Here is a 21142-nt window from a genome sequence, read left to right on the forward strand (position 1 = left end):
GGGGAAAACCCTGATTTTTCCGATCCAAGGCGCGTGACATTTTCTGGGTGCGCGGCCAAAACAGATTCGCAGAAATGCCATGACCGCGCGGCCTGAGGCAAATATTGCCCAACGGGCGCTTCGTGCAAACGCGGCCTGCTTTATGACAACTGACCACTGTTGCGGGTCCGGTCAGCGCCGTCACAAATTTGGAATTGATTTTTGTTCACCTATTGTTCATGTTTGCCCCATGCCCGAAGATCACGTCATAAAACCGCTCATGCCCGGCCAATTGCTGGCCCGTGGCGTTGGGCGGCATCTGCGCAGTCATGATTTTGTCAGTGTCGAAGAACTGGTGCCGACCGTCGGGTTGCGCGTCGATGTGATGGCGCTTGGACCCAAGGGTGAAGTCTGGGTGATCGAATGCAAATCAAGCCGGGTGGATTTCCAGTCGGATCAGAAGTGGCAGGGCTATCTGGAATGGTGCGACCGGTTTTTCTGGGCGGTCGATGGCGATTTCCCGGCAGAACTGCTGCCTGATGATACTGGCCTGATTTTGGCAGACGGGTATGACGCTGAAATCATTCGCATGGGCCCTGAAAGTAAACTCGCACCCGCCCGCCGCAAGCTCATGGTGCAAAAGTTCGCACGCCATGCTGCGGTGCGTGCGCAGGCGGCCCGCGATCCGGGTTTTGCGGAAGGTTTTGGGTGAAGATCGCGATATGAATGCCGACAGACCGTAGATCGCAGAGTCTTACCGCTTTTTGACCGCCCGTGCAGCCATCGCTGCAGCTTTGAGTTCTTCGGCAATTTCGTCAGCTTCATCCGGGTCGAAATCCATTGGAATCTCGGTGCTGCCAGCCTCGACAAAGATACGAACCATACCGACATCCGTCGGTCCGATTTGAATATTCGCTTCAAGATCGCGTTCGCTATTGATACCCATCCTGGTTCCCCTCATCTGCGCATTGTGACTACAGCTTTGCCCCCTTGATTGGCAAGGGCCGGTCTGCAAATCTGCGCATCATGCAGTTCACCCTTCGCCCCTTTACCGCAGCGGATGCCGATTGGCTGGTGGCCCAGCACGCGGATCACTACGCGCAGGTCGAGGGGTTTGACGACAGTTTTGGCCCCCTTGTGGCCGGGATCATTCAGGATTTCCTGTCCGATGCTGACCCAAGGACAGAGGCGGGCTGGATCGCGCAGGCGGATGGTGTGCGGTTGGGCAGTATGTTTTGTGTGCGGATCAACGCGCAAACCGGCAAGCTGCGCCTGTTCTACGTGGTGGATCAGGCACGGGGGATGGGCGTTGCCCAAGCCTTGCTGGATCAATGCCTGCGGTTTGCCCGCTCGGTCGGTTATGCGCAGTTGACCTTGTGGACACACGAAAGCCACGTTGCCGCGGGTCGCATCTACCGGCGCAATGGTTTTGAACGCGTCGCCGCCAAACCCGTACATTCCTTTGGATGTGATTTGGTGGAAGAGACGTGGCAGATTACCCTTTGAAGGTCTTGCAATCGCGCCGCGCTAAAGCTAAACGACGATTGTTGCCGCCTTAGCTCAGTTGGTTAGAGCACTGGTTTGTGGAACCAGGGGTCCCCCGTTCAAGCCGGGGAGGCGGTACCACCTCCCTCCCATGATCCGTTGGAGTAGGCCCGTGGGCGTGACTGTCATTGAATTTGAAATCGGGCCAAATCCGCCGCCACGGCTGGATAAGGCGCTTGGCCGTGATGTGCCCGATGATGCATCCCTCAGCCGGTCCCGGTTGGCCAAGCTGATCGCTGACGGTGCCGTGCAGGTTGGTGGCGTTGTCATCACCGACCCGCGGTTTCGCATTACCGAAGGGGCGCGGGTTGCTGTGTCGGTGGCCGCCGCCGAAGAAAGCCATATCGGCCCCGAAAATATTCCGCTGGATGTTGTGTTTGAAGATGATGACCTGATTGTCGTCAACAAGCCGGCGGGCATGGTCGTGCATCCTGCACCCGGCACACCTGGCGGTACATTGGTCAATGCGTTGATATATCATTGCGGCGACAGCCTGTCGGGTGTTGGCGGCATGAAGCGCCCCGGTATCGTGCACCGGATCGACAAGGACACGACCGGTCTGCTGGTCGCGGCGAAATCCGACCGTGCCCATCAGCATCTGGCCGACCAGTTTGCCGCCCACACAGTCGAACGCCGCTATCTGGCGATTTGTTACGGTGCACCGGACGCCAACGACCCGCGCCTGCGCGGCATCAAGGGCACATCGTTCGAGCCGGGCAATATCCTGAAGGTGCAGACCTTCCTTGGCCGCCACAAGACGGACCGCCAGCGGCAGGCCGTTTCATTCACGACCGGTCGGCATGCCGTGACCCGCGCCCGTATTGTCGAAACCTACGGCAGTCCGGTCAGCGCGGCCCTGATCGAATGCTGGCTTGAAACCGGGCGCACCCACCAGATTCGCGTACATCTTGCCCACTGCGGCCATGCTTTGCTGGGTGATCCGGTCTATGGCGGCAGGCGCAAACTGTCCCCCAAGGCATTGGGCGAAGCGGGCGTCGCTGCGGCTGCCGCCTTTTCCCGGCAGGCGCTGCATGCCGCCACTTTGGGGTTTGTCCACCCGGTTTCTGGCGAACAGATGCAGTTTTCCGCTGATTTACCCGCAGATATGAGCGATTTGATGCGCGCGCTTGGGGCCTGACCCTAAGGGCTGAAACATTCCATCCCATGTGCGTGAGCGCACGAAAATCCCCCTTACGAAACTGAACCAATCAGTTCATATTGTGTTTACCAAATTCACATAACCACCTCTTGAAAAGGTGAGCTAGTGTCCCCAAATCAATGTTAAGCCTTTATACATAAGGGAGGGCAGGACAGATGAGTAACTATAAAAACTTACCGGCACCGACACCGGAAGGCGGGCTGAACCGCTATATGCAAGAGATTCGCAAGTTCCCCATGCTCGAGCCAGAGCAGGAATATATGCTTGCCAAGCGCTGGGTTGATCATGAAGACACTGACGCCGCGCACCAGTTGGTGACATCGCACCTGCGTCTGGCTGCCAAGATCGCCATGGGCTATCGCGGCTACGGTCTGCCACAAGCCGAGGTCATTTCAGAGGCCAACGTTGGCCTGATGCAGGCTGTCAAACGGTTTGACCCTGAAAAGGGGTTCCGCTTGGCCACATATGCCATGTGGTGGATCAGGGCTTCTATTCAGGAATATATTCTGCGGTCATGGTCGCTGGTCAAACTGGGCACGACGTCGGCGCAAAAGAAGCTGTTTTTCAATCTGCGCAAGGCCAAATCACGAATTGGCGCGCTGGAAGATGGCGACATGCGCCCTGAAAATGTGAAACGGATCGCGACTGATCTGGGCGTGACCGAGGATGAGGTCATCTCGATGAACCGCCGTTTGTCGGGTGGTGATGCGTCGCTGAATGCGCAGGTTGGCTCTGACGGTGAAGGTTCGATGCAGTGGCAGGACTGGCTTGAGGACGAAAGCGCCAACACTGCCGCCGATTATGAAGCGCACGACGAACTGGACGCGCGCCGCGAATTGCTGGCCGAAGCCATGCAGGTATTGAACGACCGTGAAAAGGACATTCTGGTGCAGCGCCGCCTGTCAGAGACGACGGTCACGTTGGAAGACCTTAGCGGGCAATATGACGTCAGCCGCGAGCGGATTCGTCAAATCGAAGTCCGCGCGTTTGAAAAGTTACAGAAAAAGATGCAGGACCTTGCCCGCGAAAAGGGCATGCTGGCGACGGCCTAGCCACGCACAGACAGACTTTGCAGGGCGCGGCAGGGGAACTGCCGCGTTTTTTTTTTGTTGATGTGCGTGAACGCTTGTTGTCTGTTTTGAGCCCATTCTGACACAGGGGGGTGGTCGGGCGATGCCCGGACTGCGCCGGGCGGTTGTACCAAATGGACAGAGTTCTGCGAAATGCCAACCGCAACTTCGTCCCGCACAGCGGACCACCATAATTTGCGAGGTTGGTCATTTTTAACGCGCGATTGCCGTTCTGAACCCGACGCCAAGACAATTGAGTTTTGTCACCTTGATAAGGTCGTAATCTTGCCAGCCTTTGGACAATCGCAGGTCCATTTCGATGCGCAGATAGATCGCGGGTGGTGGCTGATTGCGTAATGAAGTGAGACCCGCGCGTGACAACATCAAGAAAAGAGCGGTTGACCGAATTGGTCGGACTGATCCGTGACTCCCGCCAGCAGATTGAAAACCGATGCGCCGTCACCGTCGACATCGATCCCGGCAGTACACCTTCACGGCGCCACTTGTGGCAGGCTGATGCGGTCTTTGGGGGGCAAATGGCCTCTGCCCATTGAGGGCTGCAAAAAACTGTTGGGACATTCCCTTGACCTTGCGTTGGCGCTAACATCGCGCGCAAGACAAGGAGAATCCCATGCAACCCATCCGTTGGGGCGTTTTAGGCGCCGCTGAGTTTGCCCTTAATTTCATGGCACCGGCCATTCATGCCGCGCGTGGCGCACAGTTTTCGGCATTGGCCACGTCCGACCCGCAGAAGGCGGAGGGGTTTCAGGCCTTTGCCCCTGATATCCAGATTTACGACAGCTACGATGCGTTGCTGGCGGCCCCTGATATTGATGCCGTCTACATCCCTCTGCCTAATCACCTGCACGTGGCATGGACGCTCAAGGCGCTGGAAGCGGGCAAGCATGTCTTGTGCGAAAAGCCGATGGTCATGGAGGACGCTGAATTTGACGCGCTGATTGCGGCCCGCGATACATCAGGCAAACTGGCGGCAGAGGCCTATATGATCGTGCATCACCCGCAGTTCCTGCGCGCCCGTGAACTGGTTGCCGCAGGGGCCATTGGCAATCTGGTGCATGTGGATACAGTCTTTAGCTACAACAACGCAGAGGCGACCGATAACATCCGCAACCGCCCCGAAACCGGCGGTGGTGGTCTGCGCGACATCGGTGTCTATACCTTTGGCGCTGCCCGTTTTGTGACAGGGCTGGAACCCGCCGCAGTGCCCTATGCCAAGTTGCGCTATGAAAACGACGTGGATGTGTTTGCACAGGTTGCAGCCAATTTTCCTGATTTCACCTACAGTGCGATCGTGTCGATGCGCATGGCCAAACGGCAGGAAATCACCTTTCACGGTGATAGTGGGGTATTGACACTGACCTGCCCGTTCAATGCCAACGTGCATGATATGGCACAGCTTGTGTTGGAGCAGGGCGATAGGGTCACGACAGAGCGTTGGCCCGGCGTGAACCAGTATGTTCTACAGGTCGAGAGTTTTTGCAGATCCGCACAGAGTGGTGCGGCGTACCCGTGCCCTCTTGAATTTTCCCGTGGAACACAAAAGATGATAGAGATGGTTGTCGCCGCAGGCGGGCCTGCAAAATAGGAGGTCTACTATGGCCAAGGATCAAGACGCACCAGACCACGACGCGGATTTCGAGAATATCTGGCTTCGCCTTGTGAACATGGTGATCATCGCAGTGCTGATGAGCATGGCGAGCACGTTGTTGGGGCTGATGATGGTGGCGCAATTCCTGATCATGCTGCTCAGCAACCGCGAACCCAATGAACAACTGGCCGAAATGGGCACCACGATGGGGGTCTGGATGGCCAAGGCCGCCCGTTACCAGACTGCTGCCAGCGAAGTGAAGCCGTGGCCGTGGACTGAACTGGACTGACCGCGGTCGGCGCCAGCGCCCCACCAAACGCATGCCCGGCCCCAACGGGACCGGGCTCTGCGATCAGTCTTCCATCGCTTCCAGTTCATCAATCATGCCACTGATCATTGACAGTCCTTTGTCCCAGAATTTCGGGTCAGACGCATCCAGCCCGAAAGGTGCCAATAGTTCCTTGTGGTGCTTTGATCCGCCAGCGCGCAGCATGTCGAAATACTTGTTGCGGAAGTCGGGGTCGCCCTCCTCATAGACCGCGTAGAGCGCGTTCACCAAACCGTCGCCAAATGCGTACGCATAGACATAGAACGGTGAATGTACGAAATGCGGGATGTAGGACCAGAAGGTTTCATAGCCGTCCACAAAGTCAAACACCGGGCCAAGGCTTTCTGCCTGTACCGACATCCAGAGCGCGTTGATGTCGTCCGGGGTCAATTCGCCCTTGGCGCGGGCAGCATGGAGTTTGCATTCAAAGTCGTAGAACGCGATCTGGCGGACAACGGTGTTGATCATATCCTCGACTTTGCCAGCCAAAAGGATTTTGCGCTCTTGCTTGGTTCTGGCCCCATCCAGCAATTTGCGAAAGGTCAGCATTTCACCGAAGACAGAGGCGGTTTCGGCCAGTGTCAGCGGGGTTGAGGACAGCAATTCGCCCTGTTCGGCAGCCAGAACCTGATGCACCCCATGTCCCAACTCGTGGGCAAGGGTCATCACATCGCGCGGTTTACCCAGATAATTCAGCATCACATAAGGATGCACCGGTGTCACCGTCGGGTGGGCAAAGGCCCCCGGGGCCTTGCCCGGCTTTACACCGGCATCGATCCAACCTTTGGTAAAGAAGGGCTTGGCGATGTCAGCCATCTTTGGGTCGAACTCTGCATAGGCGGTCAGGACCGTTTCGCGCGCCTCGTCCCAGTTGACGACCTTGGTGTCCTCCATCGGCAAGGGGGCATTGCGGTCCCAGACCTGCATCCGCTCCAGCCCCAGCCATTTGGCCTTGAGCGCGTAATAACGGTGCGACAGGCGGGGGTAGGCGGCCACGACCGCGTCGCGCAGGGCCTGTACGACTTCCGGTTCCACATGGTTCGCGAGGTGTCGTCCGGTTTGCGGGGTGGGCATCTTGCGCCAGCGATCTTCAATCTCTTTTTCCTTGGCCAGCGTGTTGTGCACGCGCGCAAAGATCTTGATGTTTTCACGGAAAACGACGGTCAGTGCGCGTGTCGCGGCTTCGCGCTTTGACCTGTCCTGTTCTGTCAGCAGGTTAAGCGTGGCCTCAAGGCTGAGCGTTTCACCATCTACTTCAAATTCCAGACCTGCCATCGTTTCGTCAAACAGACGGTTCCATGCGGCGGCCCCGACGGTCGATTGATCGTGCAGGAATTTCTCAAGCTCATCGGACAGTTGATGCGGTTTCATTGCACGCATCCGGTCAAATACCGGCTTGTAACGGGCAAGGTCGGCGTTTGCGTCCAGCAGACTGGTCAGGTGCGCATCGTCAAGCCGGTTGAATTCCAGACCGTAAAAGACCAGTGGTGTTGTGAAATTGGTGATCTTGTCCTGACAGTCGGCCATGAATTTGGCCCGATCGCTGTCGGTGGTGATTTGATAATAGCGCAGCCCGGCGAATGACATGATGCGCCCGGCAATCACGTCGATCTGCTCATAGCGCTGCACGGCCTTCAAAAGCCCGGCCGCATCAAGACCTGCTAGCTTGCCCTCGTATGACTTGGCAAAATCAGCGCACTCATCTTCCAGCCAGTCCAGATCGCGGGCGAGTTCGGGGCTGTCGGTGCCTGAGTAAAGATCGCTCAGGTCCCATTCGGGAAGATCGCCAAAGGCGTCGCCGCCGCTGGCATTGGCATCAAATAAGGGTTTGGGAAAATCTGCGGGTGTTTGAAAACTCATTGTCGCCTCATTTTGGCTGTGTTCACGATAAATAGTCTCTGTCGCGCGAGGTTAAAAGCTGTTCAGCCGTACGTGTCGAGCATTTCTTTCAGGTCGTCCAATGTATTGGCTTCGGCGACCGGCTTGTCCTGCCGCCAGCGCAGCATGCGCGGAAACCGCAGGGCGACGCCTGATTTGTGCCGCGGGCTGGCTTGAATACCTTCAAAAGCAATCTCGAAAACATGGGTTGGGGGCACCTGCCGCACCGGTCCAAAACGCTGAAGCGTGTTTTTGCGGACCCAAGCCGTGATTGCGCGAAATTCTTTGTCGGTCAGCCCGGAATAGGCCTTGGTAAATGGGACCAGATCAGCGCCATTACGGACGGCAAAGGTGTAATCGGTGAACAGGTTCGCCCGTCGTCCATGGCCTGCCTGCGCGTAGATCATGATCGCATCAATTGTCAGCGGATCAATCTTCCATTTCCACCAGTCACCTTTTTTGCGCCCTGACAGATAGGGGCTGTCGCGGTGTTTCAGCATCAGTCCCTCGGCCCCGACAGCCCGCGATTGGTCGCGTGCCGCCGCCAGATCATCCCAGTTCTGAAATTCCAGCCCTTTGGAAAGCCTGAGCGGAGCAGCCTGTGGCAACTCTGCGATAGTGCTTTCCAACAGTTCACGCCGGGCTTGCAGGGGGTGTTTGCGCACGTCCTGCCCTTGGTGTTCCAGCAGGTCATAGGCCATGATGATAACCGGGGCCTCGGTCAAAAGCTTTCTTGGCACGGTCTTGCGCCCGATCCGTTTTTGCAGCGCATTGAACGACAGCGGCTTATCGTCGGCAAAGGCCAGCACTTCACCGTCAATCACGGTGCCATCAGGCAGAAAGTCCTGCAACTGGGCCAGTTCGGGAAAGCGGTCCGTCATCAAATCCTCGCCCCGCGACCACAGGTAGTGTGTGCCCCCGCGGATGATCAACTGCCCCCTGATCCCGTCCCATTTGCGTTCCGCGTGCCAATTTGATGGCGGACCAAGTGCGCCAAGGTCATCAAGCTGATAGGCCAGATAGAACGGGTAGGGGCGGGACAGGTCTGCCGTTGGGTCGTCTGCCTCGATCAATGTGTCCCATGTCACGCTGTCGGGGGTCCAGTTGCCCATCAGTTTGTGGGTCAGTTCGGCCTCTGGCTGGCCGGTCGCCTGCGCCAATGCGCGGGTGATCAATTTCGCGCTGACACCGATACGAAAGCCCCCGGTGAGCAGTTTGGTGAAAAGGAACCTTTGCGTGGGCTCAAGGCTATCCCATGCCTGTAAAATCCCCGCTTTGCGTGCATCATCGTCGCGTGTGGCCAGCGATTTGATATAGTCGATCCAGTCGGACAAGGAGGCGTCGTTTGTCTGCTTTGCTTCTGGCAGGACCAGCGCGATGGTTTCGGCCAGATCGCCTGCGATGCCGTAGCTTTCCTCAAACAGCCAATCGGGCAGGCCTGCGACCTGCGCTGCCCATTCACGCAATTTTGTAGCGGTGATGACCCGTTTGGGCCGCCGTCCGGTAAATAGCGCAATTGTCCATAGCCGGTCTTGTGGTGATGCTGTGCGGAAATAGTCGGCAAGGGCGGCGGTCTTGACCGTGGTCTTTGTGGTTTCGTCGACGCGCGTGAAGAGGGCGGCAAAGTCCTTCATGCTTCGGCCTCCTCGGTTTGATCGAGGGACTCGCCCTGGTAGTCCGTGCTGACGATATGCGCGTCATAGCCCTGCTCTGACAGCCAACGCTGAAAGGCAGAGGTGTAGCCGTGGGTGGTAAAGATCCGGGTAGCACCCGTCGCCTTGACGGCGGCATTGAGCCCTTCCCAATCGGCGTGGTCTGACACGATGAACCCCCGGTCTGCGGCGCGGCGACGACGCACCCCGCGCAGGGCCATCCAGCCGCTGGCAAACGCGGTCGAGGCAGGCCCAAAGCGGCGCGCCCATGTGGTGCCAAGTGCGCTGGGCGTGGCAAGGATCAACGCGCCGGGGTGGTCTTTGGGGTTCAGGTCTGGTGTGATTCGGGTGGTTTTGGGCAGCACTACGCCCTGATTGCGCAGGACTTCGTTTGTATTCTCGATAGCGCCGTGCGTCAGGATCGGGCCAATATCGTGGTTGACAGTGCTGAGCAGCCGTTGCGCCTTGCCCAAGGCATAGGCCCCGAGAATCGATGCTTTGCCTGCTGCAGCATTTGTAGCCCACCAATCGTTGATCTGCCGGGCAAGGATATCCTGCGGGGTCCATTGAAAGATTGGCAAGCCAAAGGTGCATTCTGTGATGAAAGCATGGCAGGGCACTGGCTCGAAAGGTTCGGACAGCCCGTCTGCGACCGTCTTGTAGTCGCCCGAGGCGACCCAGACCTCACCCTTGACGGCAACCCTGATTTGCGCGGACCCCGGCACATGGCCCGCCGGATGAAAGGACACGTGGGCCGCGCCGATCTGGCGTTCCTGTCCGAAAGGGAGGGTTTCCAGACGGATGGGGCCCAGCCGGTGGCGCATGACGGGAGCGGTCTGTTCTGTCGCGAGATAATGCCCCATGCCGGATCGCGCATGGTCACTATGCGCGTGGGTGATCAGCGCTTTTTCGACCGGCTGCCATGGGTCGATATAGAAGTCGCCTGCGGGACAGTAGATGCCCCTGTCGGTAAAGGTAAGTACGTCTGTCATGCAACGCTATGTAGTGCGCGTTTATACGAGGGCGACGGATCAAGATCCATCTTACACTGCATTGTCTGGCCGACGTTGAAGGACCGTAAGATGGGTTTTAACCCATCTCACCTGTGCGCATCAAAAAGTGCGGCCGTCTGATCAAGCATCGTCTCGCGCAGTCTGGGGGCATCCATCAGCATTTCGTGCCGCCCGCGCGCGATCACATGCAACGCACCACCGGGCCAATCATGCATCCGACGGCGTATGCGTTCGGGATCAACAATCGCCTCTTCGCTGCCGAGGAATGTAATGCAGGGTACATCTGGTGCCGGGCGCAGGCTTAGCCGGTGCATTTCCCGCAGAGACTTATTCAGCCAGCGCAAAGACGGACCCCCCAGCCCCAGATCGGCGTGTGCCCGCACTTGATCCCGCAATGTGTTGAACATCTCCCGATCTGCCGTGAGCGTGTTTTCTGCAAAATCGGCACGCAATATATAAGGCTGTTCAAATTGGCCGGGCGCCAGCGCGTCGTCAAATCCCAGGGGTTTGCTCATCGTTGACAGACCCCATGCGACGGGCCGCAGCGCCAGCGACATTTGTATCCCCCACATCGGCGCGGAAAACATCGCGGCCTTTACATCCAGCCCTCTCATCAGGGCGCGCAGCCCAATGCAGCCCCCCATCGAATGCCCGATCAAAAAGAACGGGCGGGGCAGATCAAGCGTCTTTGCGTGCGCGACAAGCGCATCCACGTCTTTCTGGTAATCAAAGAAGCGTCCGACATGGCCAATGGCCCTGTTGTCCATCATCCTGTCAGCGATCCCTTGCCCGCGCCAGTCAACGGCCAGACTGGCATAGCCCCGATCGGCCAGTGCCTGCGCGCTCCGTCCATATTTTTCAACGTACTCGGTGCGTCCGGGAAAGATCAGCACCGTCCCTTTGGCATCTGTCTTGGGCCAGTGGGCCACGCGAATGCGCAGCCCATCAGCGGTATGTAACCAATGTGCCGCGCCCCCGTCCGGCCCGTGAGCAATATCATCAAAAAAGGGGGCGCAGTCCATGAAATCAAGCAAGGACGCCAGCCAACTTCAGGGCGACGCCCATATCACCGTCAATTGACAGCTTTTGTGTCATGAAAGCGGTCGTCGGGTTTAATTCACCATCCAGAATGGCTTTGAATGTATCGGTGTCAGCGGTCAGCGTTACCTCGGTTTCCGCATCATCGGCGCGCACCCCGTCATCGTCAATCACGATTGCCCCTTCGTCTTCGATAACGAACTTCGCGGACCCTTCAAAGCCGGCACCGTCCATTTTCGCAGTCAGTGCGGCTACCGCCTCTGTTACAACGTCGCTCATGTTTTTTCGTCCTCTATGTTGATGTTGTTACCCGCGCCCTCTGGTGTTGACCGCTGGGTGCGCTACATTGGACTTATGATCACGCAAACACATCGCTTCAAATGTATCGTTGCGGCACTTTTTCTGGGAGTAGGGTTTTCCTTACCGCTTCCCGTGTCGGCGCAGGACGAGCAGACCCCGTTGGACCAGCTTTATCAAGAGCTTTTGGGTGCCGACGAAGATAGCTACGCGCGTATCGAACGCCAGATCATTGCCCAGTGGGAAAAAAGCGGCTCGCCGGCGATGGACCTGTTGCTGCGGCGCGGACAAGAGGCGCTGCAAGAAGGCAATCCCGATGTCGCCGTTCAGCATTTCAGCGCGGTCGTTGATCATGCGCCGGAATTCTCGGAAGGGTATTTCGGGCGGGCGACATCCTATTACGCGATGGGTTTGATTGGCCCTGCATTGTCCGATATCGAAACCACGCTGCGGCTCAACCCGCGTCATTTCGAGGCGATGCGCGGTTTGGCAAACATTATGCGCGAACTGGAGCGGGTTGATGATGCGCTTGAACTCTACGCCCTGATCCTGGAGTTGAACCCGCAATCGCCCGAGGCCAGACAGGCTGTCGATACCCTGCAAGTCGAGCTTGAGGGACGCGCACTCTAATCGCGCTTCCCGTGGACAGGAACACGTATGATTTCCTCTCGGATCACGGCTGTTTTAGGCCCGACCAACACGGGCAAGACCCACTATGCGATCGAGCGCATGCTGTCCTATCGCACCGGGGTGATAGGTCTGCCGCTGCGCCTGTTGGCCCGCGAGGTCTATGACCGCATCGTTGCAGTGCGCGGCCCCTCTGTTGTGGCGCTGGTCACAGGGGAAGAAAGGATCGTGCCACCCCGCGCGGCATACTGGGTCTGCACGGTCGAGGCGATGCCCGAGGGTATGGGATGCGATTTTCTGGCGGTCGATGAAATCCAGCTTTGCGCCGATCCCGAACGCGGCCATGTCTTTACCGACCGGTTGCTGCACGCCCGCGGCCTGCATGAAACACTGTTTCTGGGGGCCGAAACGATGCGCGGGGCGATTGCAGCCATGGTGCCCGATGCCCAGTTCATGCGCCGCGAACGCATGTCGCAGCTCAGTTACACAGGCTCAAAGAAGATCAGCCGCATGCCGGCGCGGTCTGCGATCGTCGGATTTTCGGTTGAAAACGTCTATGCAATCGCAGAATTGCTGCGCCGGACCAAGGGCGGCGCTGCGGTGGTCATGGGCGCGCTCAGCCCGCGCACCCGCAACGCGCAGGTCGAGATGTACCAGAACGGCGATGTCGATTATCTGGTCGCGACTGATGCGATCGGGATGGGCCTGAACCTTGATATCAGTCACGTGGCCTTTTCTGCCCTTACCAAATTCGATGGCCGCCGGATGCGCCATCTGATGCCAGAGGAGCTGGCCCAGATTGCAGGCCGTGCCGGTCGTCATGTCGACAACGGGACATTTGGCGTCACAGGCGAGGCCCCGGCCTTGGATGAAGGCGTGGCCGGAGCCATCTGCGACCATCGTTTTCAACCGGTCAAGAAGCTGCAATGGCGCAATGGCGATCTGCAATTCGGATCAATAAAGCGTCTGATTGCCAATCTGGAGACCCGCACCGATGATATCTGGCTCAGCCGTGTCCGTGAAAGCGATGACCTGCGTGCGCTCAAGGCGCTGGCTGCAGATCCGGAGGTCGCCGCCCGCGCGTCTGACGGCCCATCCGTCAGGCTTTTGTGGGATGTTTGCAGAATTCCCGATTTTCGCGGGATTTCTGCGGGAGAACATGCTAGCCTCCTGACCCATATATATAACGATTTGCACCAACTTGGGCATGTGTCCGCCAATTGGTTCGGGTTGCAGGTGCGCCGGATTGACCGCACGGATGGCGATATTGATACGCTGTCAAAGCGGCTGGCCTATATTCGCACCTGGACTTATGTGGCCCAACGCAATGGCTGGCTAAAGGAAGAATCACATTGGCGTGAAGAGACTCGCGCTGTAGAAGACCGATTATCAGACGCGCTGCATGGCGCATTGACACAAAGATTTGTGGACCGGCGGACCAGTATTCTGCTTCGCCGGCTCAAACAGAAGGAGAGCCTTTTGGCTGACGTGAACGAAAAGGGTGAAGTAACCGTAGAAGGCGAATTTGTCGGACGGTTGGAAGGGTTTCGCTTTCGCATGGACAAGGCGGGCAGCCCGGACGAGGCCAAGACACTGCGCGCTGCATCGGTTCAGGCGCTTGTGCCACAATTTCATTTGCTGGCTGACAGGTTTTACAATTCCCCTGATCCCGAAATTGATTTCACCGAACAGGGTGGGCTGATGTGGGGTGATCAGGCCGTGGGCAAGCTGGTTGCCGGCGCCGATCCCTTCAAGCCAGGCGTTGAGGAGTTTGTCGATGATGAGGCAGGCCCTGATGTCGCCGCCAAGGTCCAGCGCCGTTTGCAGCACTTCATCGACCGCAAGATTGCGGCCGGGTTCGAGGGCCTGCTGGCGCTCAAGAACGACGACACCCTTGAAGGTGCGGCCAAAGGCTTTGCCTACCGGATGGCCGAAGGGTTCGGCATTATTCCGCGGGGCGAGGTGGCCGATGAGGTCAAGGCGCTTGACCAGGACGCCAGAGGCGCGCTGCGCAAGCATGGTGTGCGTTTTGGCCAGTTTACGATCTTTCAGCCACTGTTGCTGAAACCTGCCCCGACGCGCTTGCGACTGGTCCTTTGGTCCCTGACCAAGGGCCTGTCGGAATTCCCCGAAAGCCCGCCGCCGGGCCTTGTTACAGTTCCGGCCGCCAAGGACGCTGTCCCGGGCTATTACGCCATGGCCGGATACCGCGCCGCTGGCGAACGTGCGATCCGTATCGATATGCTGGAACGTCTGGCTGACATGCTGCGCGCCCAGGACAGCCGCGGCGGATTCGAGGCCAACCCCGATATGTTGTCGATTACGGGCATGACACTTGATCAGTTTGCCGACTTGATGACAGGCTTGGGTTACAAGGCCGAAAAAGCCGAGCGTGAAAAGGTCAAGCCTGTCACTGCCGTTGTGCCCGGTGCGGCGCAGGATGTGTCCGACAGCACACCCGTGATGGATCGCGATGCCCCCAATGAGGGGGCGGCTGTTGATGCGGTGGATACGCCACAAGATGTGCCCGTTGACCAGATCCCCGATCAGGGTGAAGCGCCTGTCATTGCCGAGCCCGCCGAACAGCCCGCCAGCGCGCCGGTGCCCGAGACGGCTGCGAATGAGACACCGGTGGGTGTGGCGGCTGATGCTGCTGTCGCCAGCCCGGAAACCGAAGTGTTTTATACCTTCACGTGGGGCGGTCGCAGCGCCCGTCAGAATGCACGCCCGCAAGGCGACAAACCACGTGGCAAGGGCAAACCCAAGGGCAAGGGCAAACCGGGAGCTGGTGGCAACAACAAGCCGCAAAGGTTTCAGGCCAAACCCAAGAAGGAAAAGCAGATTGATCCCGACAATCCTTTTGCCGCAGCCTTGGCAGGGTTCAAGAAAAATTGACCAACGCGCCCCGGCAAACGATCCGGCTGGATAAGTGGTTATGGCATGCGCGGTTCTTCAAATCGCGCAGCCTTGCCGCCGGGGTTGTTTCAGGTGGCAAGGTCCGCGTTGATGGTACCCCCGTCAGCAAACCTGCGCGTGCGGTCGGGGCGGGAGATGTGCTGACCTTTGTGCAGGCTGACACAGCACGGGTCGTGAAAGTCCTCGCCTGCGGAGAGCGGCGCGGACCAGCCCCCGAAGCCCAAGCGCTTTATGAAGATCTGACCCCTGCCACCAAGCCCCGCCCGGTGCAGGCGCGCGGGCCGAACCCACGCTATGAGGGCGGCGGTCGGCCAACCAAGAAAGACCGACGTGATATGAGGTTGGACTAGGGTCCTGACCCCGGCGACCGCCGCAAACGCGCTTTTCCGGTCAGATGGCCGTCATCTAGGGCAGCCTTTTTATCGTGCGCCTATTCACCTTTCAGAAACGAAACGGGGCTACCGTGTGGCCCATGATTTTCAGTTCAAACAAAAGGCGACAAAAATGCGACTAGCTACTCTCGGGCTTCTATTCCTTGCGGGCTCCGGTTCTTTGGCCCATGCCGATGAATACCATGGCGCGCTGCAAAACTTTCTTGAAACAAATATTCGGGCATGGGCATCCAATCCCGTCCTCGTTGAGGCTATCAACGAACAGAACGTCAGAACAGCTGACTTCGATCAGGCCATGATTGATCAGGCGGACCTTTTGTGGCGCGCGCAGGTCGACATCGAAGGTGCGGAAAACATCGAAGAAGTGCTCATCAATCCTGCGGCAAATTTCTTGCGAGAACAGGTCGTTGCATCTGCTGGGGCCATTACTGAGGTATTCATCATGGATTCCCATGGCATGAATGTTGCGGCATCCGCCGTTACATCCGACTACTGGCAAGGTGACGAGGCGAAATTCACGCAAACCTACCCGATGGGCCCGGATGCCGTCCATTTGGGCGACGTCGAATTGGACCAGTCAACGCAAGCGGTTCAATCGCAGGTCTCGATCCCGATGGTCGACCCGGACACATCAGAAGTCATCGGTGCAATGACTGTGGCGATCGATTTGACCTATCTGGCGCAATAAATACCGCCGACTTGTCGGAAACAAACGGCACCTATGAGGCGCTTCAGTATTGGCTGAAGCGCTTTTTGCGGATAGCGGTTTCGTGAACCCAAAATGATGATCTATGCCGGGCAATGCATCTTGAATGACACCGCTGTCTATTCTAGCAAGGCACAGATAGCTATTCGGATGCCTTAATGACCTACATCGTCAACGACAATTGTATCGCCTGCAAATACACGGACTGCGTCGAAGTCTGCCCTGTGGATTGCTTTTATGAAGGCGAGAACATGCTTGTCATCCACCCTGACGAGTGCATCGACTGCGGCGTCTGCGAGCCAGAGTGCCCGGCTGATGCGATCAGGCCTGACACAGAGCCGGACATGGAAAAATGGGTCGAGTTCAATCGTAAATATTCCGAGATGTGGCCTGTCATCATCACCAAAAAAGACCCGCTTCCGACCGCTGATGAAATGGACGGGAAAGAGGGCAAGATGGACCTGTTTTCCGAAGCCGCAGGCGAGGGCGGCTGATTCGCTTTCTGGTTTTCCCTAAAAAACCATGTTTTTAAGGGTTTGCGGCGCTTCCGAAAAGTGCATTTTTGTGATATAGTATCGTCAATGATGCGGAAAAAGTGATCCAGAGTTATGCGCGAGATGCCCGACGGTGACGTGATGTTGCCGCCGGTTTTTTGTCGCGCGTACCGGTGGATCGCGGTGAAAGGAAGACCATGAGCAAGAAGAAAAGTGAATTCAGCCCAGAGCAGTTTGTCGTTTATCCGGCACATGGGGTGGGGAAAATCATCAAGGTGGAAACACAGGAAGTTGCGGGCTTTGAACTGGAACTTTTTGTGATTGCTTTTGAGAAAGACAAGATGACGTTGCGGGTACCCACCCACAAGGCAACGGAAGTCGGGATGCGCGCGCTTGCGACGCCAGACGTGGTTAGCCATGCGATGAAAACCTTGCGGGGCAAGGCGAAAGTCAAAAAGGCGATGTGGTCGCGCCGCGCGCAAGAGTATGAGCAAAAGATCAACTCTGGCGACCTGATCGCGATCGCGGAAGTCGTGCGCGACCTGCATCGTCAGGATGACCAGCGCGAGCAAAGCTATTCGGAACGCCAGCTTTACGAGGCCGCGCTGGAGCGGCTGACGCGCGAAATCGCCGCTGTTGCGGGCAACGACGAAAATGCCGCCGCAGCCGAGATCGACTCTGTGTTGGTCAGCCGCGCTGCCTAATTACGCAGCGACATCGTTTCGCGACAGACTTTACCAAAACAAAGAGCCGTACTTTCTGGTGCGGCTTTTTCATTGCCGGATGGTGGTGCGAATCTATAGCGCCCGCCAGCCAATATCAGACCGATAGAAACCGTCAGGCCAATCAATGCTTTGCGCCATGGCATAGGCCCTTTCATGGGCTTCGGCCAGACTGGCCCCGCGGGCGGTGATATTCAATACCCGTCCGCCGTTGGCTGTGATCTGCCCCTGACTGGCGCTTGTGCCCGCGTGAAACACCATGTGAAAACTGTCTTCGGGTTGACGCTCCAGCCCTTTGATCACGCTTCCTTTTTGATAGGCACCGGGATAGCCATTGGCTGCCATCACAATTGTCAAAGCGTGGTCATCAGCCCAGGCGGCCTTTATACTGTCCAGACGTTCCTCGGCGCAGGCGAGTAGCAAATCAAGGATTTGCCCGCCCAAACGCATCATCAGGCATTGGCATTCAGGATCGCCGAAGCGCACATTATATTCCACCAGTCGTGGCTGCCCGTTCTGGATCATCAACCCGCAAAACAGTACCCCCTGAAACGGTGTGCCGCGCTTTGCCATTTCGTCGATGGTGGGCTGAATGATTTCATCCAGCGCCTTTTGCGTAATCGCGTCGGTCATGACGGGGGCTGGAGCATAAGCACCCATGCCGCCGGTGTTGGGTCCGGTGTCGCCGTCAAATGCCCGCTTGTGATCCTGTGCCGTGCCAACTGGCAGGATCGTTTTTCCGTCGGACAGGACAAAGAATGACGCCTCTTCGCCGTCCATGAATTCTTCGATCACAACTTCGGCCCCGGCGTCGCCGAAACTGCCATCAAACATATCGTCGATCGCTGCCAGTGCCTCGTCCTCTGTCATCGCGACGATGACGCCTTTGCCAGCCGCCAGACCATCGGCCTTTACTACGATCGGTGCGCCTTGCGCGCGGATGTACGCCCGCGCGGCGTCTGCATCGTCGAAATGCGCATATGCGGCCGTGGGCGCGCCGGACGCGTCGCAGATGGCCTTTGTAAAGGACTTGGAAGCCTCCAGTTGGGCTGCCGCCTGACTGGGGCCAAAGACAAGCATGCCCGCCGCACGCAGACGGTCTGCAACCCCGGCGGCGAGTGGTGCTTCCGGCCCGACAACGATGAAATCAACGGCATTTTCTTCTGCGAACGTGGCGACCGCCCCGCCGTCCAGAATGTCGATATCTGCGCAATCGGCAATTGCCGCGATGCCTGCATTTCCGGGGGCGACGATCAAACGGTCACATTTCGGGTTCTGCTGGATCGCCCATGCCAATGCATGTTCGCGGCCTCCACTGCCAAGAATCAATATATTCATATGGGCTGCCCTCGATGACCTGCAAAAATATGTTGCCGTGCGGATAAACGATCCTGTGCGGGTGAACAACCGTGCAGGGACCCAGATAGAGAACCCCGCCCGAGCTCCGCGCACGTCAAGGTTTAGGCTTGATAGTCACACTCTCCTGATTTTTGCAAAGACCCGTCAGCTTTTGCTTGGCCTGCCCGAAAAAATCGTAATAACTTCTGCGTTGGGGGCGTTGTACGAGGGTACTCCGCTATGAGACGGGAAAAAAGAGACCGGCGTCTTTGGCATCGGCTTGAAGGATACAGCTTTCACGAACGCCCATTGACGCGGTCTTTGATTGATCGGCTTCACGAAGAGTCGGGCCATTCGATTGATGTGTGTTACACATTGGTCGAGGAATATCGCAGATTTATGTATTTGGTCGGCTGCACGGGCGAAACGCTTGCGCCGTCGCCTATTGTCGCCTTGGTCTGGCGGCTGCATATCAGCGATGAAAAGGCCTATTTTCAGGATTTCTGCCCGCGCGTGATTGGCCGCACCATCCATTACGCTGCTGATCCGCTGCCAATCGGAGAAGACCCGGCCTATGAGCGCACGCTGGAGTTTTACGCGCGCGAGTTTGGACGCGCGCAAGTGCAATATTGGCCCGACCCGGACGTGGGTGCGGTGAACCTGTCATCATTTCTGATGTGGTCTGTCGGGTTGACCGCTTTTGCGCTCGCTTTGCTGATCGGGTCGATTATATTTGCGGCTTTCGGGGCGTTTGTTATTACGGGAAGCATGTTCCTGCGTTGGAAGTTTTCATCACTTCCATTGCAAAACCTGCACCCGGAGACTGAATGAACGATCTTTTTGACGATGCCCCTGCCGACAATACCCCCGAATTTACGGTCACAGAGCTTTCTGGAGCAGTAAAGAAGGCGATCGAGGGTGGCTTTTCCCACGTTCGTGTGCGGGGGGAAGTGGGGCGGGTGTCGCGCCCTGCGTCCGGTCACATTTACCTGGATCTCAAGGATGACCGTGCCGTCTTGGCTGGCGTGATCTGGAAAGGCCGTGTCCAAGGGTTGGCGCATCGCCCGGAAGAGGGCATGGAGGTTGTGGCCACCGGCAAGCTGACCACATTCCCCGGCCAGTCCAAATATCAGATCATCATCGAAGATATCGCACCTGCCGGTGTGGGCGCCCTGATGGCGATGCTTGAAAAGCGCAAGGCCCTGTTGCAGGGCGAAGGCTTGTTTGCCTCGGAGCGCAAACGCCCCTTGCCCTACCTGCCAGATGTGATTGGTGTCATCACCTCGCCGTCCGGTGCAGTGATCCGTGACATTTTGCACCGGTTGCGTGACCGGTTCCCGCGCAAGGTGCTGGTGTGGCCGGTGGCTGTCCAGGGCCAGAAATGCGCGCCCGAAGTCGCCGCAGCGATCGCCGGTTTCAACCGCCTGACCCCCGGCGGTGCCTTGCCGCGTCCGGACCTTTTGATTGTGGCCCGGGGCGGCGGCTCGCTGGAGGATTTGTGGGGTTTTAACGAAGAAATCGTCGCCCGCGCGGCGGCGGCGTCGGACATTCCGCTGATTTCTGCAGTTGGACATGAAACGGATACGACATTGATTGATTTCGTGTCCGACAAGCGCGCACCGACCCCGACAGCGGCGGCGGAACTGGCCGTGCCTGTGCGCATGGAGCTGTTTGCATGGGTCGACCAGCAAGGCGCGCGGTTGAGTCGTGCATTGACCACAGGCGTCCAGCAACGCCAGCAGCGCCTGCGCGATCTGGGGCGTGCGCTGCCACAGGTGGAGACATTGGTCGATGGCCCGCGCCAGAGGCTGGATTATCTGGGCGAACGTCTGCCTGCGGCGCTGACCGGGGCTGCTGCCAAGAAGCGGCTTCAACTGTCAGAGGCCGCCTTGCGTCCGGGCATTTTGGCCCGCCGTGTTGGCGAAGACCGCAGGCGGCTGGAGGCCTTGTCTGGTCGCTTGGGGCCTGCGTTAAAACGCAGGTCACGTGATTGGACTGTCTCGCTTGAACAGGCGGGGCGCGGGTTGCGCCCAGAGCTTTTGCAGGATCGTATTGACCGTCAGGCGGAACGTCTGGATGTGTTCTTGCGGCGGTTGTCGGAACGTGCTGCGCGGCAACAGGCCGAGCGGATTGCCCGCCTCGACGCCCTTGATCGGTTGCGCGAAACGCTTGGTTATGTCGAGACGTTGAAACGCGGCTATGCTGTGGTGCGGGGTGATGGCGCGGTTGTGACCGGCAAGGCAGCCGCCAGCAAAGCGGCAACGCTGGAGATTGAATTTTCCGATGGCCGCTTGCCTGTCTTGGCGGACCGGCAGGCAAAACTGCTATAGGGTCAGTCTCAGGTCGCGGGTTTCGTCATTTTCGGGGCCATTCAGGGCG

Annotated in this window: 21 protein-coding genes and 1 tRNA gene; 15 read left to right on the forward strand and 7 right to left on the reverse strand. The window is 58.0% G+C overall.

Annotated features, from left to right (window positions below; all coding sequences use genetic code 11):
• The first annotated feature begins 229 nt into the window (after positions 1-229).
• The gene (locus C8N45_RS01910) at positions 230-691 is read left to right on the forward strand and encodes an MmcB family DNA repair protein (RefSeq protein WP_108385103.1); all 462 of its coding nucleotides are present in this window, start codon (positions 230-232) and stop codon (positions 689-691) included.
• A 42-nt stretch (positions 692-733) separates the two neighbouring features.
• On the opposite strand, the gene C8N45_RS01915 is transcribed toward C8N45_RS01910, so the two are convergent.
• Positions 734-925 carry a DUF6324 family protein gene (locus C8N45_RS01915; protein ID WP_108384516.1) on the reverse strand — a complete coding sequence of 64 codons (192 nt, stop codon included), beginning with the start codon at positions 923-925 and terminating at the stop codon, positions 734-736.
• An 80-nt stretch (positions 926-1005) separates the two neighbouring features.
• On the opposite strand from C8N45_RS01915, the gene C8N45_RS01920 reads away from it, so the two are divergent.
• The 6 genes from C8N45_RS01920 to C8N45_RS01950 all read left to right on the forward strand — a co-directional run bounded on the left by C8N45_RS01920 (position 1006) and on the right by C8N45_RS01950 (position 5651).
• Complete coding sequence (locus tag C8N45_RS01920; RefSeq protein WP_108385104.1) at positions 1006-1485, forward strand: GNAT family N-acetyltransferase; 480 nt, start codon at positions 1006-1008, stop codon at positions 1483-1485.
• Positions 1486-1528: 43 nt separating this feature from the next.
• Positions 1529-1605 (forward strand) — tRNA-His (locus tag C8N45_RS01925).
• 10 nt (positions 1606-1615) lie between these two features.
• Positions 1616-2662 (forward strand): RluA family pseudouridine synthase, encoded by a 1047-nt coding sequence (locus tag C8N45_RS01930; RefSeq protein ID WP_108384517.1) that lies wholly within the window; start codon positions 1616-1618, stop codon positions 2660-2662.
• Between the two features lie 176 nt (positions 2663-2838).
• Positions 2839-3735, forward strand: a complete 897-nt coding sequence (gene rpoH / locus C8N45_RS01935) for an RNA polymerase sigma factor RpoH (protein WP_108384518.1) — start codon at positions 2839-2841, stop codon at positions 3733-3735.
• Between the two features lie 649 nt (positions 3736-4384).
• The gene (locus tag C8N45_RS01945) at positions 4385-5359 is read left to right on the forward strand and encodes a Gfo/Idh/MocA family protein (protein WP_108384520.1); all 975 of its coding nucleotides are present in this window, start codon (positions 4385-4387) and stop codon (positions 5357-5359) included.
• A gap of 10 nt (positions 5360-5369) precedes the next feature.
• Positions 5370-5651, forward strand: coding sequence for a DUF4389 domain-containing protein (locus C8N45_RS01950; protein ID WP_108384521.1), 282 nt, complete (start codon positions 5370-5372; stop codon positions 5649-5651).
• A gap of 63 nt (positions 5652-5714) precedes the next feature.
• Here C8N45_RS01950 and C8N45_RS01955 read toward each other — a convergent pair whose 3' ends face one another.
• From C8N45_RS01955 to C8N45_RS01975, 5 genes are all read right to left on the reverse strand, one after another.
• Positions 5715-7550: a M3 family oligoendopeptidase gene (locus tag C8N45_RS01955; protein WP_108384522.1), complete on the reverse strand. Its 1836-nt coding sequence runs from the start codon at positions 7548-7550 to the stop codon at positions 5715-5717.
• A 62-nt stretch (positions 7551-7612) separates the two neighbouring features.
• Entirely contained in the window at positions 7613-9202 is a 1590-nt protein-coding gene (locus C8N45_RS01960) for an ATP-dependent DNA ligase (protein WP_108384523.1), read from the reverse strand.
• Positions 9199-10212: a ligase-associated DNA damage response exonuclease gene (locus C8N45_RS01965; RefSeq protein WP_108384524.1), complete on the reverse strand. Its 1014-nt coding sequence runs from the start codon at positions 10210-10212 to the stop codon at positions 9199-9201. The genes C8N45_RS01960 and C8N45_RS01965 overlap by 4 nt, the downstream gene beginning before the upstream one ends.
• A gap of 107 nt (positions 10213-10319) precedes the next feature.
• Complete coding sequence (locus tag C8N45_RS01970; RefSeq protein ID WP_309498398.1) at positions 10320-11267, reverse strand: alpha/beta hydrolase; 948 nt, start codon at positions 11265-11267, stop codon at positions 10320-10322.
• Positions 11260-11550, reverse strand: coding sequence for an SCP2 sterol-binding domain-containing protein (locus C8N45_RS01975; RefSeq protein ID WP_108384525.1), 291 nt, complete (start codon positions 11548-11550; stop codon positions 11260-11262). Before C8N45_RS01975 ends, C8N45_RS01970 begins: the two co-directional genes overlap by 8 nt.
• 57 nt (positions 11551-11607) lie before the next feature.
• On the opposite strand from C8N45_RS01975, the gene C8N45_RS01980 reads away from it, so the two are divergent.
• From C8N45_RS01980 to C8N45_RS02005, 6 genes are all read left to right on the forward strand, one after another.
• Positions 11608-12198, forward strand: a complete 591-nt coding sequence (locus C8N45_RS01980; RefSeq protein ID WP_309498401.1) for a tetratricopeptide repeat protein — start codon at positions 11608-11610, stop codon at positions 12196-12198.
• A 27-nt stretch (positions 12199-12225) separates the two neighbouring features.
• On the forward strand, positions 12226-15090 hold the full coding sequence (locus tag C8N45_RS01985) for a helicase-related protein (RefSeq protein ID WP_108384526.1): 2865 nt from the start codon (positions 12226-12228) through the stop codon (positions 15088-15090).
• On the forward strand, positions 15087-15461 hold the full coding sequence (locus tag C8N45_RS01990) for an Hsp15 family ribosome-associated heat shock protein (protein ID WP_108384527.1): 375 nt from the start codon (positions 15087-15089) through the stop codon (positions 15459-15461). The genes C8N45_RS01985 and C8N45_RS01990 overlap by 4 nt, the downstream gene beginning before the upstream one ends.
• 154 nt (positions 15462-15615) lie before the next feature.
• On the forward strand, positions 15616-16191 hold the full coding sequence (locus C8N45_RS01995) for a hypothetical protein (protein WP_108385107.1): 576 nt from the start codon (positions 15616-15618) through the stop codon (positions 16189-16191).
• Between the two features lie 176 nt (positions 16192-16367).
• Positions 16368-16703, forward strand: coding sequence for a ferredoxin FdxA (gene fdxA / locus C8N45_RS02000; RefSeq protein ID WP_108384528.1), 336 nt, complete (start codon positions 16368-16370; stop codon positions 16701-16703).
• Between the two features lie 197 nt (positions 16704-16900).
• Positions 16901-17407 (forward strand): CarD family transcriptional regulator, encoded by a 507-nt coding sequence (locus C8N45_RS02005; RefSeq protein WP_108384529.1) that lies wholly within the window; start codon positions 16901-16903, stop codon positions 17405-17407.
• A 93-nt stretch (positions 17408-17500) separates the two neighbouring features.
• Here C8N45_RS02005 and purD read toward each other — a convergent pair whose 3' ends face one another.
• Complete coding sequence (gene purD, locus C8N45_RS02010; RefSeq protein WP_108384530.1) at positions 17501-18763, reverse strand: phosphoribosylamine--glycine ligase; 1263 nt, start codon at positions 18761-18763, stop codon at positions 17501-17503.
• Positions 18764-19003: 240 nt separating this feature from the next.
• On the opposite strand from purD, the gene C8N45_RS02015 reads away from it, so the two are divergent.
• The gene (locus C8N45_RS02015) at positions 19004-19594 is read left to right on the forward strand and encodes a hypothetical protein (protein ID WP_108384531.1); all 591 of its coding nucleotides are present in this window, start codon (positions 19004-19006) and stop codon (positions 19592-19594) included.
• A complete protein-coding gene (gene xseA / locus C8N45_RS02020) occupies positions 19591-21093 on the forward strand; it encodes an exodeoxyribonuclease VII large subunit (RefSeq protein ID WP_108384532.1) in 1503 nt (500 codons plus the stop codon). Before C8N45_RS02015 ends, xseA begins: the two co-directional genes overlap by 4 nt.
• Positions 21094-21142: the final 49 nt, after the last annotated feature.

Source organism: Yoonia sediminilitoris, from assembly GCF_003058085.1.
Classification (GTDB): domain Bacteria; phylum Pseudomonadota; class Alphaproteobacteria; order Rhodobacterales; family Rhodobacteraceae; genus Yoonia; species Yoonia sediminilitoris.